Origin of the sequence: Conexibacter woesei DSM 14684 (assembly GCF_000025265.1) — a bacterium.
GTDB lineage: Bacteria > Actinomycetota > Thermoleophilia > Solirubrobacterales > Solirubrobacteraceae > Conexibacter > Conexibacter woesei.
This window is the reverse complement of sequence record NC_013739.1, coordinates 4323356-4340270: the sequence shown is the minus strand read 5'-3', so window position 1 is coordinate 4340270 and position 16915 is coordinate 4323356. Positions and strand designations below refer to the sequence as shown.

At 71.2% G+C, this 16915-nt stretch carries 15 protein-coding genes; 14 read left to right on the top strand and 1 reads right to left on the bottom strand.

The window, feature by feature from the left end; genetic code table 11:
- Positions 1-10: 10 nt before the first annotated feature.
- Positions 11-727 carry a DUF3891 family protein gene (locus tag CWOE_RS20505; RefSeq protein ID WP_012935553.1) on the bottom strand — a complete coding sequence of 239 codons (717 nt, stop codon included), beginning with the start codon at positions 725-727 and terminating at the stop codon, positions 11-13.
- Positions 728-882: 155 nt separating this feature from the next.
- On the opposite strand from CWOE_RS20505, the gene CWOE_RS20500 reads away from it, so the two are divergent.
- The 14 genes from CWOE_RS20500 (at position 883) to CWOE_RS20435 (ending at position 16914) form a co-directional block, all read left to right on the top strand.
- Entirely contained in the window at positions 883-1578 is a 696-nt protein-coding gene (locus tag CWOE_RS20500) for a GntR family transcriptional regulator (protein ID WP_012935552.1), read from the top strand.
- 353 nt (positions 1579-1931) lie between these two features.
- A complete protein-coding gene (locus CWOE_RS20495) occupies positions 1932-4052 on the top strand; it encodes a hydantoinase/oxoprolinase family protein (protein WP_012935551.1) in 2121 nt (706 codons plus the stop codon).
- A 14-nt stretch (positions 4053-4066) separates the two neighbouring features.
- On the top strand, positions 4067-5818 hold the full coding sequence (locus CWOE_RS20490; RefSeq protein WP_041730745.1) for a hydantoinase B/oxoprolinase family protein: 1752 nt from the start codon (positions 4067-4069) through the stop codon (positions 5816-5818).
- Positions 5815-6795: a thiamine pyrophosphate-dependent dehydrogenase E1 component subunit alpha gene (locus tag CWOE_RS20485; protein WP_012935549.1), complete on the top strand. Its 981-nt coding sequence runs from the start codon at positions 5815-5817 to the stop codon at positions 6793-6795. The genes CWOE_RS20490 and CWOE_RS20485 overlap by 4 nt, the downstream gene beginning before the upstream one ends.
- Entirely contained in the window at positions 6792-7799 is a 1008-nt protein-coding gene (locus tag CWOE_RS20480; protein WP_012935548.1) for an alpha-ketoacid dehydrogenase subunit beta, read from the top strand. The genes CWOE_RS20485 and CWOE_RS20480 overlap by 4 nt, the downstream gene beginning before the upstream one ends.
- 16 nt (positions 7800-7815) lie before the next feature.
- Positions 7816-8835 (top strand): thiamine pyrophosphate-dependent dehydrogenase E1 component subunit alpha, encoded by a 1020-nt coding sequence (locus CWOE_RS20475; protein ID WP_012935547.1) that lies wholly within the window; start codon positions 7816-7818, stop codon positions 8833-8835.
- Positions 8832-9827, top strand: coding sequence for an alpha-ketoacid dehydrogenase subunit beta (locus CWOE_RS20470; protein WP_012935546.1), 996 nt, complete (start codon positions 8832-8834; stop codon positions 9825-9827). The genes CWOE_RS20475 and CWOE_RS20470 overlap by 4 nt, the downstream gene beginning before the upstream one ends.
- A 2-nt stretch (positions 9828-9829) precedes the next feature.
- Entirely contained in the window at positions 9830-10072 is a 243-nt protein-coding gene (locus CWOE_RS20465) for a lipoyl domain-containing protein (RefSeq protein ID WP_012935545.1), read from the top strand.
- On the top strand, positions 10062-10784 hold the full coding sequence (locus CWOE_RS20460) for a 2-oxo acid dehydrogenase subunit E2 (protein ID WP_012935544.1): 723 nt from the start codon (positions 10062-10064) through the stop codon (positions 10782-10784). Before CWOE_RS20465 ends, CWOE_RS20460 begins: the two co-directional genes overlap by 11 nt.
- A 127-nt stretch (positions 10785-10911) precedes the next feature.
- Positions 10912-11784 (top strand): ABC transporter ATP-binding protein, encoded by an 873-nt coding sequence (locus tag CWOE_RS20455; protein WP_012935543.1) that lies wholly within the window; start codon positions 10912-10914, stop codon positions 11782-11784.
- Positions 11785-11832: 48 nt separating this feature from the next.
- The gene (locus tag CWOE_RS20450) at positions 11833-12969 is read left to right on the top strand and encodes an ABC transporter substrate-binding protein (RefSeq protein ID WP_012935542.1); all 1137 of its coding nucleotides are present in this window, start codon (positions 11833-11835) and stop codon (positions 12967-12969) included.
- A gap of 115 nt (positions 12970-13084) precedes the next feature.
- On the top strand, positions 13085-13855 hold the full coding sequence (locus tag CWOE_RS20445) for an ABC transporter permease (protein ID WP_041730738.1): 771 nt from the start codon (positions 13085-13087) through the stop codon (positions 13853-13855).
- Complete coding sequence (locus tag CWOE_RS20440; protein ID WP_012935540.1) at positions 13852-14697, top strand: ABC transporter permease; 846 nt, start codon at positions 13852-13854, stop codon at positions 14695-14697. The genes CWOE_RS20445 and CWOE_RS20440 overlap by 4 nt, the downstream gene beginning before the upstream one ends.
- A gap of 30 nt (positions 14698-14727) precedes the next feature.
- Positions 14728-16914 (top strand): xanthine dehydrogenase family protein molybdopterin-binding subunit, encoded by a 2187-nt coding sequence (locus CWOE_RS20435; protein WP_012935539.1) that lies wholly within the window; start codon positions 14728-14730, stop codon positions 16912-16914.
- The last annotated feature ends 1 nt before the right edge of the window (position 16915 follow it).

The window sequence follows — 16915 nt, the reverse complement described above, 5'->3', positions numbered from 1 at the left end:
CCTCGGCCTCTCAGGCCGGCACCAGCGTCCAGCGCAGCGCAACGGCCGGTGCGGCGGCGAACGCCTCCCGCAGCTCCGCCTCGCTCGTGAAGGTGCCGGGCAGCGCCCGGCCCTCGCACGCGATCTCGACCCGCTCGCGGCCGAACGGCCACGGGTCCAGCCGCACGGCCACGCCGTCCCCAGCGCCCGCCGCGCCGCCCGCGCTCAACGAGAACTCGCCCGCCTGCGCCGGCATCACCCCGTGGCAGAGCGCGAGCGAGATCGCGTCCCACGTTCTCAGCAGCGCGCCGTTGCGGGCGACCTGCTCCATGTCCAGGCCGACCGACAGCACGGCTTGCAGCGCGCGCTGCTCGGCGAGGTGGGCGGCGATCGCCTCCGCCTGCTCGGGCTCCGGGACGACGCGGTCGTACAGGCTCGTGCCGTGGCGCGAGACGATCAGCGCCGCGTAGCGGGACTGCGTGAGCAGCCAGCGCGGCGAGGCGCTCCAGATCCGCAGGTGGTCGGCGCGCGGCATCTGCAGGAACCCGCGCGGACGCCCGGTCTCGGGGTTGAGCTGTGGCGCGAGGTCGGCCTCGACCCAGCCGACGTCGTGCTGCACGGCGGCGACGATCATCGGCTCGAACGGCTCGGCGGCGGGGTGGGCGGCGTTGCCCCAGGCGCGCCCGATCTGCGACGTCACCCACGCGTGCGACGGCTGGCCGATGACGAGGTCATCGCGAACGATCAATGAATTCTCCCCGGATCCGATATGGGATTCGATATCCTACTGCCGCACGTGCTGCGGGCACGTCCAAGCGAATCGAAGCCGAGCGGAGTCGCCGGGCGAAGGAGAAGGCATGGTGGCACGGGTACGCGGGACTTGTGGGGAGGAGCGCTCGCGCCATGGCTAGCGCCGACGCGGCGCCCAAGAGCGCCTTCCGCTCGATCGTCAGAAGTCACGAGCGGCAGTTCCAGACGGTCGGGGACATGGTCTACGAGGTCCTGCGCGAATCGATCCAGCGCGGCGTCTTCGCGCCCGGCGAGCGGTTGCGGCAGGACCAGCTCGCGGAGGAGCTGGGCGTCTCGCGGATCCCGGTCCGCTCGGCGCTGCTGCAGCTGGAGACCGAGGGGATGATCACGCTTCACCCGTACCGCGGGGCGACGGTCAGCGAGCTGTCCGTCGACGAGATGCGCGAGAACTACGAGATCCGCGCGGTGCTCGAAGGGCTCGCGCTGCGCAAGGCCGCCGCGGCGATGACGCCCGAGCGCCTCGCTCACCTCAAGAAGCTCGCGCAGGAGCTCAACGACGAGCGCGACGGTGAGGTCTTCCTGCGGCTGCGGATGAGCTTCTACCACGAGCTGTACGACGGCGACAGTCATCCGCAGCTGGTGGCGCTGATCGAGAAGCTGCGCAACGACGCGGGCCGCTACTGGCTGCAGAGACACGTCGACTACGTCAGCCGCCCCGGCGAGCGCGACCACACGCAGGTGCTCGAGTTCCTCGAGGCCGGCGACCTCGACGGCGCGATCCGCTCGCAGAGAGAGCACCTCGAACGCGTCGGCGCCCGTCTGATCGAGCTGATGCAGGGGACGACCTGATCCGTCGTCCTGCCCCGTGGTCGCTCTGCGACCCGAAAGCAGGACGACGCCGGTCAGGGCCCCGGCCGAGGCCCGGGTCCCTGGGCGGATCCGGCTTCTGGCGCGTTCACGTGCCCACAATGCTGGAAACGATTCCTAACCGCTAGGACGGGAAGATCAATGCGCTCGCAGCCCTTGACACGTGCACATCGGATCCGATATTCAATATCTACCAACGGTGGACACACGACGTGGACCGGTACCTCGGCAGCCCTCCCGGGCCGTTGCGGGCCGGTCGGAGAGATCACCTGCGGGCCAGTCACACCTACCGCAGCCATTAGCTGATTCGGATTCCGGGAGACGTACGACCACCCATGTTCAGAATCTCAATCGACGTCGGCGGGACGTTCACCGATGCGTTCGTCATCGAGGGCACCGCCGTCGTCGGCCAATTCAAGTCACCCACGACGTTCCCGGACCCCTCGATCGGGTTCATGAACGTGCTCGAGAAGGCGGCAGCGGCCCACGGCCGCTCGCTCGAGGAGCTGCTCGCCGACGTCGAGGTGCTGATCCACGGCACGACGCTCGCGACCAACGCGCTGATCGATCGCAGCGGCGCCAAGGTCGGCATGCTCACGACCCGCAACTTCCGTGACGTGCTGGAGATCCGGCGCGGTCACAAGAACGTGCGTACGTCGATGTACGACATGTTCCTCCCGCCCTACAAGCCGCTCGTCCCGCGCTCCCGGCGCCTGGAGGTCGCGGAGCGGATCCTGCACGACGGCTCGGTCCACGAGGCGCTGAACGAGCAGGAGGTCCGCGACGCGGCCGAGCGGCTCAAGCGCGAGCAGGTCGAGGCGGTCGCGGTCTGCTTCCTGCACTCCTACGCCAACCCGGCGCACGAGCAGCGCGCCGCCGAGATCGCGCAGGAGGTGCTCGGCGACGACTGTCACATCGTCACGTCCTCCGGGATCCTCCCGATGTGGCGCGAGTGGGAGCGGTTCTCCACCACCGTGCTGTCAGCGTACCTCGGCCCCGTCGTCCGGCGCTACCTCTCGAGCCTGTCTGAGCGCCTGAAGTCCTCGGGCTACCGCGGCAACCTGCTGCTGATGCTCTCCGACGGCGTCGTCGGCACGCTCGAGTACTGCTCCGAGAAGGCCGTCCTGCTCGTCAGCTCCGGCCCTGCCGCCGCCCCGGCGGCCGCACTCGACGCCGGCGCGCTGGTGAACAGCGACGACCTCCTCTCGATCGACATGGGCGGCACCTCGCTCGACGTCTGCGTGATCGCCGGCGGCGAGGTCCCGATGACCCGCGAGTCGTGGGTCGACGACGAGCGCGTCGCGACGAAGATGGTCGACGTCCACTCCGTCGGCGCCGGCGGCGGCTCGATCGCCTGGATCGACTCGCTCGGCCTGCTGCGCGTCGGCCCCGTCTCGGCCGGCAGCACCCCCGGACCCGCCTGCTACGGCAAGGGCGGGACGAAGCCGACCGTCACCGACGCCGACCTGCTGCTCGGCTATCTGCCGATCGACTCGCCGCTCGGCGGCCAGATCGCGCTCGACCGCGACGCCGCGACGCGCGCGATGGAGACGATCGCCGGTCCGCTCGGGATGGAGCCGATGGAGGCCGCGCAGGCGGTCCTCACGACGGTGACGGCCTTCATGGCCGACTCGATCACCGAGGTCTCGACGCGCCAGGGCCACGACGTGCGCGACTTCACGCTCGTCGCCGGCGGCGGCGCCGGCCCGCTGCACGCGCCGTTCATCGCCGAGCAGCTCGGCGTCGACACGGTCGTCGTCCCGGCGATGGCGGGCACGTACTCCGCGTACGGCATGCAGGTGATGGACATGGGCCGCACCGCGGTCCGCACGCACGTCGTCCGCGTCGACGACGTCGACCCCGCCGTCCTGGAGGGGCTCTACGCGGAGATGGAGCAGGAGACGCTGGCGGCGTTCGAGGAGATCGGCGTCGCGGCGAGCGACGTGCGCCTCACCCGCACCGCCGACGTCCGCTACGTCGGGCAGTTCTCCGAGGTCGAGGTCGAGCTGCCCGCGGGCGCGGTCAGCAGAGCGGCGCTCGCCGAGGCGGTCGAGCGCTTCCACCGCCGCCACGAGGACCTCTTCACGTTCAACATGCCGTGGAAGGCCGTCGAGCTGCTGACGCTCGGGCTCAAGGGCACGATCCCGAGCGCGCCGATGCCGGTCGCCGCGGCCGAGGGCGATGGCGGCGACGCCGCCGAGGCGGTCAAGGGCCAGCGCGACTGCTGGTTCGCCGGCGAGCAGACGAGCGCCGAGGTCTACGACGGTGCGCGGATCGCGTCCGGCGCGAAGTTCGACGGCCCGGCGATCATCGAGGAGTCGGCGACGACGATCGTGATCCCGCCGTCGTTCGCGTGCGAACGACTGGCGGCCGGCGGCTACGTGCTGCGGCGCCGCAACGCCGAGCAGGCCGTGGCCGCGGGCCACGCGCAGACGAGCACCGGAGGTGCGGCATGAATGGAGAGACGCCTGTGAGCGAGCGACGCATCGACCCGGTCACGCTGTCGACGGTCTGGCACTCGTTCCAGAGCACCGCGCGTGAGATGCGCCACGTCGTCGACCGCACCGCGCAGAGCTACCTGCTCGCGCAGCTGCACGACATGGCCGCCGGCATCTGGGACGCGAAGTCGCGCACGATCGCCGTGCCCGAGGGACCGACGTCGATGTTCCTTTCGCAGAAGTTCGCGATCGAGACGATCCTGGAGAAGTTCGAGGGCAACCTCCACCCGGGCGACGTGATACTCACGAACGACCCGTTCAAGGGCCACTGCAACCACCTCCCGGACTGGGGCTTCATCCGCCCCATCTTCTTCGAGGGCGAGCTGCTGTTCATGGCGCTCACGCGCGGCCACCAGATGGACACGGGCGGCTCGTTCCCGGGCGGCTACTTCCCGAACGGCTTCGACATCCACGCCGAGGGGCTGATGATCCCCCCGATCAAGATCTATGACAGAGGTGTCGAGCGCACCGACGTCCTGGAGCTGGTCTGGAACAACGTCCGCTTCCCCGAGGGCGTGCGGATCGACAACGCGGCGCTGATCGCCGGCCTGACGATCTGCGACAACCGCATCACGGCGCTGCTGGAGAAGTACGGCCGCGACACGGTGCTCGACTGCGTCGACGAGATGCTGGAGCGGACCGAGCGCGTCGTGCGCAGACAGATCGCGGCGATCCCCGACGGCGTCTACCACGGCGAGTCGGCGACCGACGACGACGGCACCGTGCTCGACGAGCAGGTCTGGGTCCGCTGCGAGGCGACCGTCAAGGGCGACGAGCTGACGCTCGACTTCTCCGCCTCCGACGACCAGCGCCGCGGCTTCGTCAACTGCGTCTACGCATCGACGTACAGCCGCGCGGTCGCGGGCAGCTTCCTGTTCCTCGACCCGGCGCTGACCGAGTTCCACAACGAGGGCAGCATGGCGTGCATGGACGTGATCGCGCCGGAGGGCAACGTCTGCAACGCGCAGTACCCGGCGACGGTCGGCGGCTCGCCGGTCAACGTCGGCACGCAGGTGCTGGAGGCGACCGTCGAGGCGCTGTCGCAGGCGATGCCCGACCGCGCGATCGCGGCCTGGGGCCGTCGCCGCGGCCACTACATCTCCGGCAGCGACCCGCGCACCGGCGAGCGCTACGTGCAGACGACGACCGACGCCGACGGCGGCGGCGGCGCAGTCGCCGGCTTCGACGGCTTCGAGGGCGCGTGCGGCATGTCGGGCCTTGGCTCGATCCAGCGCGGCTCGATGGAGGAGGTCGAGATCCGCTTCCCGTGGCGTCACGTCCGCTACCAGTTCGCGCCCGACATGCTCGGCGCGGGCAAGTGGCGCGGCGGCTCGGGGATGCTGTGGGAGGTCGAGAACGTCGGCAGCCGCGCGACGCTCGCGACCGGCTCCTCCGACGGCGACACGACCCACGCCCCCGGCGCGATCGGCGGCGATCCCAGCCCGCTGTCGACGATGTACAAGCTCGTCGACGGGAAGAAGATCCCGCTGCAGACGCACCGCATGCACGAGGTCCAGCCGGGCGAGATCCTCGGCAAGGTCAGCGGCGGAGGCGGCGGCGTCGGCGACCCGCGCGAGCGCGAGGTCGAGAAGGTGCTCGACGACGTCGTCAACGAGTTCATCACGATCGACGCGGCGCGCGAGAGCTACGGCGTCGCGATCGACGCGGCGACGATGACGGTCGACGCGGACGAGACGGCGAAGCTGCGCGGGGTGGCCGCGTGACCCCGGGTGCGGAGGACCGCGTCGCGGACCACACGCGCCTGCTGAACGAGATGTGGCGGATCCGCGCGTTCGAGGAGAAGGTCGCGGAGCTGTACGCGAAGGGCAGACTGTTCGGCCTGCTGCACCTCGGCATCGGCCAGGAGGCGAGCGCGGTCGGCGTCTGCGCCGACCTCAACGCCGACGACTACGTCGTCGGCGGCCACCGCTCGCACACCCACGCGCTGGCAAAGGGCGCGCAGGTCAAGCCGCTGCTGGCGGAGATCGCCGGCAAGGCGGCGGGCTACTGCGGCGGCAAGGGCGGCTCGATGCACATCGTCGCCGCCGAGGCCGGCTTCATCACCGCGACCGGCGTCGTCGGCGGGAACATCCCGCTCGGCGTCGGCGCGGCGCTCGGCGCCAGAATGGCCGGCAGAGGCCAGGTCGCCGCCGTCTTCTTCGGCGACGGCGCGGTCCAGACGGGCGCCTTCCACGAGTCGCTGAACCTCGCGAGCCTGTGGAAGCTGCCGCTCGTCTTCGTCTGCGAGAACAACGGCTACGCCGAGTTCAGCGCGCTGGAGGACCAGACGGTCGTCCCGCATCTGGCGCAGCACGGAGAGACGTACGGGATCGCCAGCCGCACGATCGACGGCAACGACGTGCTCGCCGTCCGCGACGCGGTCGCGATCGCCGTCGAGCGCGCGCGCTCGGGCGGCGGCCCGACGTTCCTGGAAGTCATGACCTACCGCCTGCGCGGCCACTACGAGGGTGACCAGGCGAAGTACCGCGAGGCGTCCGAGAGCGCCGAGTGGAAGGCGAAGGACCCGATCCAGCGGCTCGTGCGCGTGATCGAGCAGCTGCCCGGCGCCGACGCCGCGGCGATCGCCGCCGAGGCGGAGCGGGCTGCGCGCGCCGCGGTGGAGGAGGCGGCGGAGTGGACGAGCGAGGCCCCGTGGCCGACCGAGGAGGACCTGATGACGACCGTGTTCCCGGCCCGATGAGCAGACTTCGCTACATCGACGGCATCCGCGACGGCATCCGCGAGGAGATGCTGCTGGACGAGCGCGTCTACGTGATGGGCGAGGACGTCGTCCCCGGCGGCCCGTTCGGCGCGACGAAGGGCCTCGCCGAGGAGTTCGGCGAGGGCCGCGTGCTCGACACGCCGATCTCCGAGGAGTCGGTGATGGGCACGGCGATCGGCTCCGCGGCGGTCGGCTACCGGCCGGTGCTCGAGGTGATGTTCGCCGACTTCCTCACGCTCGTGATGAACCAGCTCGTCAACCATGCGGCGAAGCTGCACTACATGTCCGGCGGGCAGCTGAAGATCCCGCTGACGATCCGCGCGCAGCAGGGCGCGAGCGGCAGCTTCGGCGCACACCACTCGCAGTCGCTGGAGGCGTGGTTCGCCCACGTCCCGGGTCTGAAGGTCGTCGCTCCGTCCGACCCCGCCGACGCGAAGGCGCTGATGCGCGCCGCGATCCGCGAGGACGGCCCGGTCCTCTACCTCGAGCACCGCGGCCTCTACTGGTCCAAGCAGGAGGTCGACGACGACGCCGGCCCCGCCGTCATCGGCGAGGCGGCGATCCGCCGTCCCGGCACCGACGTCACCGTGATCGCCTTGTCGAAGGCGGTCGGCACGGCGCTCGACGCCGCGAAGCAGCTGGAGGGCGAGGGCGTCTCGGTCGAGGTGCTCGACCTGCGCACGATCTCGCCGCTGGACACCGACGCGATCATCGCGTCCGTGCGCCGCACGAGACGTGCCGTGATCCTGCACGAGGCGGTCGTCTCGGGTGGGATCGGCGGTGAGATCGCGGCACGCATCCAGGAGCACGCGTTCGCCGACCTCGCCGCGCCGGTCGCACGCGTCGGCGGGCCGTTCGCGCCCGTCCCGTCCAGCCCGCCGCTGGAGAAGTTCTTCGTCCCGGACGTCGCCGCGGTCGTGGGGGCCGTGCAGGCGGTCATGGCCGGTTCCGCATCCCCGACGCCCGCCAGCCGGGCAATCTGACAAGGAGCTGTCTGCTTTGCTGCCAGACGTTTCACGCGAGCGGTTGCTCGAGATGCACCGGCGGATGCTCGTCATCCGCCGCTTCGAGGAGGCGCTGATCGAACTGACGGCCGACTACGACGTGGGTCACTTCCACGTCTCGATCGGCCAGGAGGTGACGGGCGTCGTCGCACTGGAGCTGTTCGAGCCCGGCGACGTCGTCTTCACCACCCACCGCAACCACGGCCATCTGCTGGCGCGCGGCGCCGACTCCGGCAAGATGCTGGCCGAGATCCTCGGCAAGGCGACCGGCTACAACAGCGGCAAGGGCGGCACGCTCCACCTCGCCTCGCTCGAGCTGGGCTTCCCGACGACCTCGTCGGCGACCGGCGGCTGCGTGCCGCTCGCGGTCGGCGCCGGCTTCGGCTTCAGCCGCCGCAAGGTCCCGAACGTCAGCATCTGCGCGTTCGGCGATGGTGCGCTGGAGGAGGGCGCCTGGCACGAGGCGGTCAACATCGCCGCGCTGGAGAAGCTGCCGGTGATCTTCCTCGTCGAGAACAACTCGCTCGACGCGGTCGGCCAGAGAGCGAACGAGTACCCCTCCTCGACGCTCGCCGCGACCGACCTGTGCGACCTTGCGCGGCCGTTCGGCGTGCCGACGGTCGCGATCGACGGGCTCGACGCGGGCGCCGTCCACGACGAGATGTCGACCGCCGTCAAGCGCGCCCGCGCGGGTGAGGGCCCGAGCTTCATCGAGGCGCGCACCGTCCGCTGGCCGGGGAGCAAGCCGCTGTGGCCGGAGCTGCGGACCGGCAGAACCCAGCTGGAGATGGCCTGGGGCGCGGCGTCGACCGACGGCGAGTACAAGAAGTGGTTCGACCAGGAGGACGGCGTGCTGATCTTCACACGCGAGCTGATCGACGCCGGGCACATGACGTCGGAGGAAGCTCTCGCGGTCGACGCGAAGGTCGTCGCCGACGTCGCGGCCGGCGTCAGATTCGCGCTCGACAGCCCCTTCCCGGAGGCGTCCGAGGCGCTCACCCAGGTGTTCGCATGACGCGCACGCTGACGTATGCAGAGGCGATGGTCGAGGGGCTGCGCGATGCGCTCATCGCCGACCCGAACGTCCACCTGATGGGCGGCTACTTCCTCGGGATCACCGAGCACCGCGGCCTGATGGCGGACCTGCACAAGGACTTCCCGGACCGCATCTACTACCCGCCGATCGCCGAGGTCGGCTACGTCGGCGCGGGCATCGGCGCGGCGATGACGGGGCTGCGGCCGTTCGTCGACATCGCGACCGCCAGCTTCCTCTTCCAGGGGATGGCCCAGGTCGCGAACGAGGCGGCGAACATCCACTACATGTCCGGCGGGCAGACGCGCGTGCCGGTCGTCTTCCACCTCAACCACGGGATCCGCGGCGGCGGTGCGGCGCAGCACTCGCACAGCCCGCAGGCGATGCTGTGGAACACGCCGGGGCTGGAGATCATGACGCCGGCGACGCCGTACGACGTCAAGGGCCTGATCAGAACCGCGCTGCTGAGCGACAACCCGACCTGCTGGCTGGACCACGTCGGCCTCTTCGGCGTCAGCGGCGAGGTCCCGGAGGAGAGCTACTCGATCCCGTTCGGGCAGGCGCGGATCGCGCGCAGCGGCTCCGACGTCACGCTCGTCGCGAGCAGCCTGATGGTGCACCGCGCGATGGAGGCGGCCGAGACGCTGGCCGCCCAAGGCGTCGAGGCGGAGGTCGTCGACCTGCGCACGCTCAACCCGCTCGACGAGACGTCGATCCTCGCGTCGGTCGCGAAGACCGGCCGCGTCGTCGTCGTCGACGAGTGCCACCTCAGCTGTGGCGTCGGCGCGGAGATCGCGGCGCGGATCGCCGACAAGGCGTTCGGCGACCTGAAGGCGCCGGTCAAGCGCGTCGCGACGGCCGACGTCCCGGTGCCGTTCTCGGCGCCGCTGGAGGACGCGATCAAGCCGACCGCGGAGCTGGTCGTCGAGGCCGCCGCCGAGGTTGTCGGCACCGGCGCGAAGGCGGGGGTGTAGCGATGCGGGTTGCGATCGATCTGCCGGCGCTCGGCTTCGACATGGAGTCGGGGACCGTCGGCAGCTGGCTCAAGCAGGTCGGCGACACCGTCGAGCAGGGCGACCCGGTCGCCGAGATCGAGACCGAGAAGGCCGCGGTCGACATCGAGGCGCCGGCGAGCGGGACGCTCGTCGAGATCGCCTTCGAGGTCGGCGCCGAGGTGCCCGTCGGCTCGGTCCTGGGATACATCGACGATGGCACCTGACGCCCCCAGAGGGCTGCCGGGCCTGAGCCCGATGCGGCAGGCGATCGCGCGCCAGGTGACGAGAAGCTGGACGACCGTCCCGCACTTCTACGTCAGCGTCGACGTCGACATGGAGCCGGCGGCGGAGGCCGTCGGGGCGCTGAACGCGAGCCGCCCCGACGACACGCCGGCGAGCCTGTCGGCGGCGCTGATCCGGGCGCTGACGGTGGTCCTGCAGGAGGAGCCCGCGTTCAACGCGACGTGGACGGCGGACGGCCTCGTCGAGCACGAGGCGGTCAACGTCGGCGTCGCGGTCGCGGTGCCCGGCGGCCTGATCGCACCCGCGATCCTCGGCTGCGAGGAGCGCGACACGGTCGCGATCGCCGAAGGTCTGCGCGACCTCGCGACGCGGGCGCGAGCGGGCAAGGCGCGCGGCAAGGAGATGACCGGCGCGACCTTCACGCTGAGCAACCTCGGCGGCTTCGACGTGTCGTCGTTCGCGGCGATCGTCAATCCGCCGCAGGTCGCGATCCTGGCGACCGGGCGCGCGGTGCGGCGCCCGTGGGTCGTCGGCGACGAGATCGTCGTGCGGCGCGTGATGACGGCGACGCTGAGCGTCGACCATCGCGCGCTCGACGGGACCGACGCCGCACGCTTCCTCGCCCGTCTGAAGGCGCTGTTGGAGGCGCCGGAGGGCTGGATCGAGGGCACGCGGACCGGAGGCGATGCGTGATGTCGCGGAGTCGCCCGAGCGACGAGCCGGCGCGCGCCGAGAGCCCGGCTCGACGGCTTGCATATTGGATACCATCTCCGATATTCTCGGTTCGTAGAGAGATCTTGCTGGACGAGGGAGGGTCGACGTGAGCGTAGGTAGGCCGCAAGCAGCGAACGCCACCGAGCCCGCGAGGGCTGCCGAGCAAGGCGGCCGTCGCGACACGGTGATCACCGTCGACCGCCTGCGCGTCGAGTTCACTCGGGCCCGCAAGGGCGACGTGGTCCTGGCGCTCGAGGACATCAACCTCGAGATCCACGAGGGCGAGTTCCTGGCGGTGCTCGGCCCCAGCGGCTGCGGAAAGACGACGCTGCTCAACGCGATCGCCGGGCTCGTGCCGCCGACCTCGGGTGAGGTCCGCCTGCGCGGCGAGCCGGTGTGCGATCCGGGGCCGGACCGCGCGGTCGTCTTCCAGGACTACGCGCTGATGCCGTGGCGGTCCGTCGAGGACAACGTCCGCTTCGGGGTCGAGATGCAGCCGGCGCTCCGGCGCAACTCCGCGAAGCGCGTCCAGGACGCGATCGACCTCGTCGGCCTGAGAGGCTTCGAGCGCGCGTATCCGCGCGAGCTCTCGGGCGGCATGCAGCAGCGCGTCGGGCTTGCGCGCGGGCTTGTCGCCGAGCCGGCGATCCTGTTGATGGACGAGCCGTTCGGCGCGGTTGACGCGATGACCCGCGAGGTCATGCGCAACGAGCTCGAGCGGATCATGTCCGAGACGGGCAAGACGGTCGTCTTCATCACGCACAGCGTGGACGAGGCGATCCTGCTGGGAGACCGCGTCGCGGTCTTCACGAGCCGCCCCGGTCGCATCAAGGAGCTGCTCCCGGTGACCCTCCCGCGCCCGCGCTACGGGTACGACGCGCGCGCGCTGAAGGAGTTCATAGAGATGCGGGAGCACCTCTGGGGTCTGCTCAACAACGAAGCCCGGGTGGCAGCGGGAGCCACGCCGGACGGTTCCTGACCGCAGGTCGAAGAACGCTGTCCACTGGCGAGAAGGAGAGGGAAGCGCATGGGAGAGAGTGCTGGCGGCGCGCCGCGTGCGGCGCGGACGCGCAGGTGGGGTGTGATGTGGGTGCTGGCGGTTCTTGCCGCCGCGCTGTTCGTGGCGGGCTGCGGCTCGTCCGACGACGATGACGGCGGCAGCGGGTCCGCCACGGCCGCGGCGACGAGCGCCGAGGTCGCATCGGGTGAGATAGGAGCGGCTGAGACGACGGATCTGACCGTCGCGATCCCGTACCCGGACTCGACGATGTACTCGTTCTACTACGTCGCCGACGAGCTTGGCTACTACGAGGACGAAGGCCTCAGAGTCAGAGTGATCACGGCCGACAACCCGATCGCAGCGGTCGTCGGCGGTAGCGCGCAGGTCAGCGTCGCCGACTCCGGCGCCGTGGTCGACGCGCAGCGCAAGGACCTCGGCGTCTCGGTCCTGTCGGGCCACTTCTGCCGTCAGAACTACAGCGTCGCGGTGCAGCCCGACATCAGATCGGTCGATCAGCTCGACGGCAAGGACATCGTGCTCGCGGGCACGACCGGCGACCCGCAGGAGTTCCAGCGCGAGAAGGTGCTCGCCGACGAGGGCTGGGACCTCAGCAGAGTCGACGCCAAGACCGTCTACCCGGGGCCGGACTCCGCCACGTGGCGCGAGTTCTTCCTCGACAACAAGGTCGCGCTGATGCCGTTCTACGACGACGACCGCGATGCGCTCGACAGATATGGCGCGAACATCATCGTCGACACGGTCCGCCCGTGGCCGAACAGCTGGCAGATCGCGAAGACCGACTGGCTGGAGGACAACCCGAACACGGCGATCCGCTTCCTGCGGGCGACGATGAGAGCGGTCGGGTACATGACCGCGCCCGCCGTCGGCAGAGTGCCGGAGAACAAGGACGCCGTGCTCGACATACTCGAGGGCCGCGATCTCGAAGTCGCGGACCTCCGCAAGGACGACAGCCCGTGGGTGCTGAGCGGCATGCAGCTGTGCCCGAACCTGTACTACGACCAGGAAGCGTGGGACGTCACGATCGAGTCGCAGGACCAGGACCCGCTCGATTACACGACCGACACGTCATACCTCGAGCGCGCGCAGAGAGATGCCGGGCTCGACAACTCCCCGCCGACGGACATCAGCTCCGTCTACCCATGAGCTGGGGAGTCCGACAGGAGAGGCCGCAATGGGCTCTGTGACAGGACTCCGCCTGCTCGAGCGTCGCCGCGTTTCACGCGGCGGCGCCCGGGGCCGGCGGCGCTTCGGACAGGAGATGAGCACCCGCACGGGCGTGATCATCTTCGCGATCGAGGCGGCTTTGCTGCTCGTGCTGTGGCAGTGGCTGATCGGCAACCTGGAGCTGGTGAACCCGGTCTTCCTGCCGCCGCCGCTCGACACGCTCGACGGCTTCCAGACGCTGATCGACGGCGGCCAGCTCGGCTCGATACTGTCGGCTTCGCTGCAGGCGTGGACGATCGGCTTCGTCCTGGCGGCGGTGGTCGGCATCGGCTTCGGCCTCGTGATCGGCAGCTCGGTCGCCGCTGACCGCCTGCTCGGCCCGCTGGTCTGGCCGCTGTACGCGACGCCGTGGCTCGCGTACGCGCCGCTCAGCAAGGCGTGGTTCGGCTTCGGCCTCACGCCGGTCGTCTTCATCGTCTTCATCGCAGGCGTCTTCCCGATCCTGCTCAACACGTCGGCCGGCATCCGCACGGTCAACCGGTCGCTCGTCAACGCAGGGCGGATCTTCGGCGCCAACCGCTGGCAGATCTATCGCAAGGTGCTGCTGCCGGCGACCGTCCCGTACATCCTCGCCGGCATGCGCCAGAGCGCCGTGCTGACGACTGTCGCGCTCGTGGTCGCTGAGATGATCACGTCCGGCAGAGGCGTCGGCGGCATGATCGCCTACACCGCGAACACATACGCGACCGAGCAGTCGTTCGCCGGGATCGTGATCGTGGTCGTCTGGAGCGTGATGATGAGCCAGCTGATCGGCCTCGCCGGGCGCCGGCTCGCGCCTTGGACGACAGGAGGCAAGCGCCGATGAGCACGACAGTTCAGACCTCGTCCGGAGCGCCGCCCGCGAAGGCGCGCAAGTCACCGCGCCGCGGCACGCGCAGCATGCTGTGGTGGCGGCTCGCGCTCGTCGCGGAGGTGCTCGTCTTCCTCGGGCTCTGGCAGCTCGTGGTCGCGCAGTTCGAGTGGATCCGCCCGACGATGCTGCCGCCTCCGACCGAGATCGCCTCAGCGCTGGGCGAGCTGGTGACCGACGACGGCTTCTTCGACGCGCTGCTCTACAGCCTCCAGAACCTCGCGGTCGGGCTCGCGCTGGCGATCGTCGTCGGCATCGTGCTCGGGCTCGCGATGGGCTGGTTCCGGATCTTGCAGTTCACCGTCGCGCCGCTGATGTGGGGCCTCTACGCGACGCCGACCGTCGCGTTGGCGCCGCTGATCATCCTCGGCTTCGGCCTCGGTGACACGTCGAAGATCGTGCTCGTCTTCATCATGTCGGTCTTCCCGATCATGCTGAACACGATGGAGGGCGTGCAGACGGTGCCCGACTCGCTCGTGCGCGCCGCTCGCGTCTTCGGCGCCAACGGCACCGCGCTCGGACGCAAGGTGGTGCTGCCGGCGACGTTCCCGTTCCTGCTGGTGGGGCTGCAGCGCGGCGTCGCGCTCGCGTTCATCGGCGAGATCCTCGGCGAGTTCCTCGGCGGCGCGGGCGGGATCGGCCACATGCTGGAGATGGCGACGTTCGACTTCCGCATGGCCGACGCACTCGCGATCGTCGTGGTGATGGTGCTCGTGATCAATGCGGCGCTGATCGTGCTGGCGCTGCTGCGCCGTCGCTTCACGCCCTGGCACGACACCAGCGTCGCGAAGATCTAGCCGCCCGGCGGCTCCGCGACTCGTGCACGCATGACCAGGCCGGCCGCAGGCAGCATCCTCGGCCGGCCGGTCACGCGGCGTGAGGACCGGCGTCTGCTGCGCGGCGAGGGCCGCTTCCTCGACGATCTGCGACCGCCAGGTGCGCTGCACCTGGCGTTCGTCCGCAGCCCGCACGCGCACGCGCGCATCGAGGCGGTGCGGGTCCCCGCGAGCGGGGACGGGCTGGTCGACGTGCTGACCGCACGCGACCTCGACGGGCTGCGCCCGCTGCCCGTCGGCGCCCCGGGCGACGCCGAGGTCGCCGACGTCCCGCATCCGCTGCTGGCGGCGGACGAGGCGTGTTACGCGGGGCAGCCCGTGGCTGCGGTCATCGCGCGCTCCCGCGCGCTGGCGGAGGATGCGGCCGAGCGCGTCGAGGTCGACTACCGCCGGCTGCCGGCCGTGCTCGACGCACGGCGCGCACCCGAGACGCTGGTGCGCTGGCGGCGAGCCGGCGGCGACGTCGACGCGGCGTTCGCGTCCGCGGAGGAGATCGTGCGCAGCGCGCACGCGATCCCGCGGCTCGCGGGTGCGCCGATGGAGCCGCGCGGCGCGACCGCGCGCGTGGAGGCCGACGGCCGCCTGACGTTCTGGTGCTCGGCGCAGGACACGCAGCGGCCGCTCGCGCAGCTCTGCCACGTGCTCGGGCTGGAGCGGGAGCGCGTGCGGGTGATCGTGCCCGACGTCGGCGGCGCGTTCGGGATCAAGGGGTCGCTGACCGCCGAGCTGGCGCTGACCGCGGTCGCGGCGATGCGGCTGGGCGAGCCGGTCACGTGGGTCGAGGACCGCCGCGAGAACCTCGCCGGTCCGTATCAGGGGCGCGGGGTGGAGGGGGAGGTCGAGCTGGCGCTCGACCGCCGCGGCCGCATCCGCGCGTTGCGGGCCCGCGTCTGGTGCGACCTCGGCGCGTTCCTGCTGCCGACGACCGCCTTCCCGCCGCGGATCCTCGGCGGGCTGTTGACCGGTTGCTACGCGATTGGAGCTGCCGAGGTCGAGGTCGTCGGGGCGCGCACGAACAAGGTCCCGACCGGGCCATACCGCGGCGCCGGCCGCCCCGAGGCCGCGTACCTGATCGAGCGGGCGGTCGACGCCGCGGCGCGACAGCTCGGCGCCGACCCGCTGGAGCTGCGCCGCCGCAACCTCGTGCGCACGTTCCCGCACCGGACGCCGCTCGGCGCCGACTACGACTCCGGCGACTACGCACGCTGCCTGGAGCTGGCGCGGGAGCTGGTCGGGTCCGAGGGCGGCGAGGACGGGGGTGCGTGCGTCGTCGGCACCGGCTTCGCTGCCTACGTCGAGACGTGCGGCGGGATGTGGGAGCAGGCCGAGGTGCGGCTGACCGACGGCGGGCGCGTCGTGCTCGCGCTCGGCACCTGCCCGCACGGACAGGGCCACGAGACGACGTTCGCGCAGATCGCCGCCGACCGGCTCGGCGTGGCGCTGGAGGACGTGGAGCTGCGCTGGGGCGACAGCGACGTGGTCCCCGCGGGCGTCGGCACCTACTCCAGCCGCTCGGTGGCGATGGGCGGCTCGGCGCTCGTGCTCGCGCTCGACGACCTCTGCGAGCAGGCGCGGCCGGTCGCGGCGCGCCTGCTCGACGTGGAGCCGGACGTGCTGCGCTGGGACCTGGGCGGGTGGTGGTCGCGCGGCGGCGGGTTCGTCTCGCTGGCGGACCTCGCGGTCGTCGCGCCGGGGCTGCGGGGCGCCGGGCGGTTCGCGTCCGACCCCGTCTACTCCTCGGGTGTGACGGCGGCGGTCGTCGCGATCGAGCGCGCGACCGGCCGCCTGCGCGTGCTGCGGATCGCGGCGGTCGACGACGCGGGGACGATCGTCAACCCGCTGCTGGCCGAGGGCCAGGTGCTCGGCGGGACGGTCCAGGGACTCGGCGCGGTCCTCTGCGAGCAGGTCGTGCACGACGAGCGCGGCGTGCAGGCGAGCGACTCGCTCGCCTCCTACCGGCTCCCGGTCGCGGCCGACGTGCCGCCGATCGCCACGCGCTTCGTGCAGACGCCGTCGCCGCGCAACCCGCTCGGCGCGAAGGGCATCGGCGAGGCGGGCGCGATCGGCACGCCCGCGGCGATCGCCAACGCGGTCGCCGACGCGCTTGGCGGTGCCAGCATCGACCCGCCGTTCACGGCGCGGAAGCTGTGGCAGGCGCTGCAGGAGACGGCGCGGTGAA

Excerpts from the sequence above, each read along its gene's own strand:
- CWOE_RS20500 (WP_012935552.1), top strand. The coding sequence starts at position 883 with ATGGCTAGCGCCGACGCGGCGCCCAAGAGCGCCTTCCGCTCGATCGTC.
- CWOE_RS20495 (WP_012935551.1), top strand. The coding sequence starts at position 1,932 with ATGTTCAGAATCTCAATCGACGTCGGCGGGACGTTCACCGATGCGTTC.
- CWOE_RS20480 (WP_012935548.1), top strand. The coding sequence starts at position 6,792 with ATGAGCAGACTTCGCTACATCGACGGCATCCGCGACGGCATCCGCGAG.
- CWOE_RS20470 (WP_012935546.1), top strand. The coding sequence starts at position 8,832 with ATGACGCGCACGCTGACGTATGCAGAGGCGATGGTCGAGGGGCTGCGC.
- CWOE_RS20465 (WP_012935545.1), top strand. The coding sequence starts at position 9,830 with ATGCGGGTTGCGATCGATCTGCCGGCGCTCGGCTTCGACATGGAGTCG.
- CWOE_RS20460 (WP_012935544.1), top strand. The coding sequence starts at position 10,062 with ATGGCACCTGACGCCCCCAGAGGGCTGCCGGGCCTGAGCCCGATGCGG.
- CWOE_RS20450 (WP_012935542.1), top strand. The coding sequence starts at position 11,833 with ATGGGAGAGAGTGCTGGCGGCGCGCCGCGTGCGGCGCGGACGCGCAGG.
- CWOE_RS20445 (WP_041730738.1), top strand. The coding sequence starts at position 13,085 with ATGAGCACCCGCACGGGCGTGATCATCTTCGCGATCGAGGCGGCTTTG.
- CWOE_RS20440 (WP_012935540.1), top strand. The coding sequence starts at position 13,852 with ATGAGCACGACAGTTCAGACCTCGTCCGGAGCGCCGCCCGCGAAGGCG.
- CWOE_RS20435 (WP_012935539.1), top strand. The coding sequence starts at position 14,728 with ATGACCAGGCCGGCCGCAGGCAGCATCCTCGGCCGGCCGGTCACGCGG.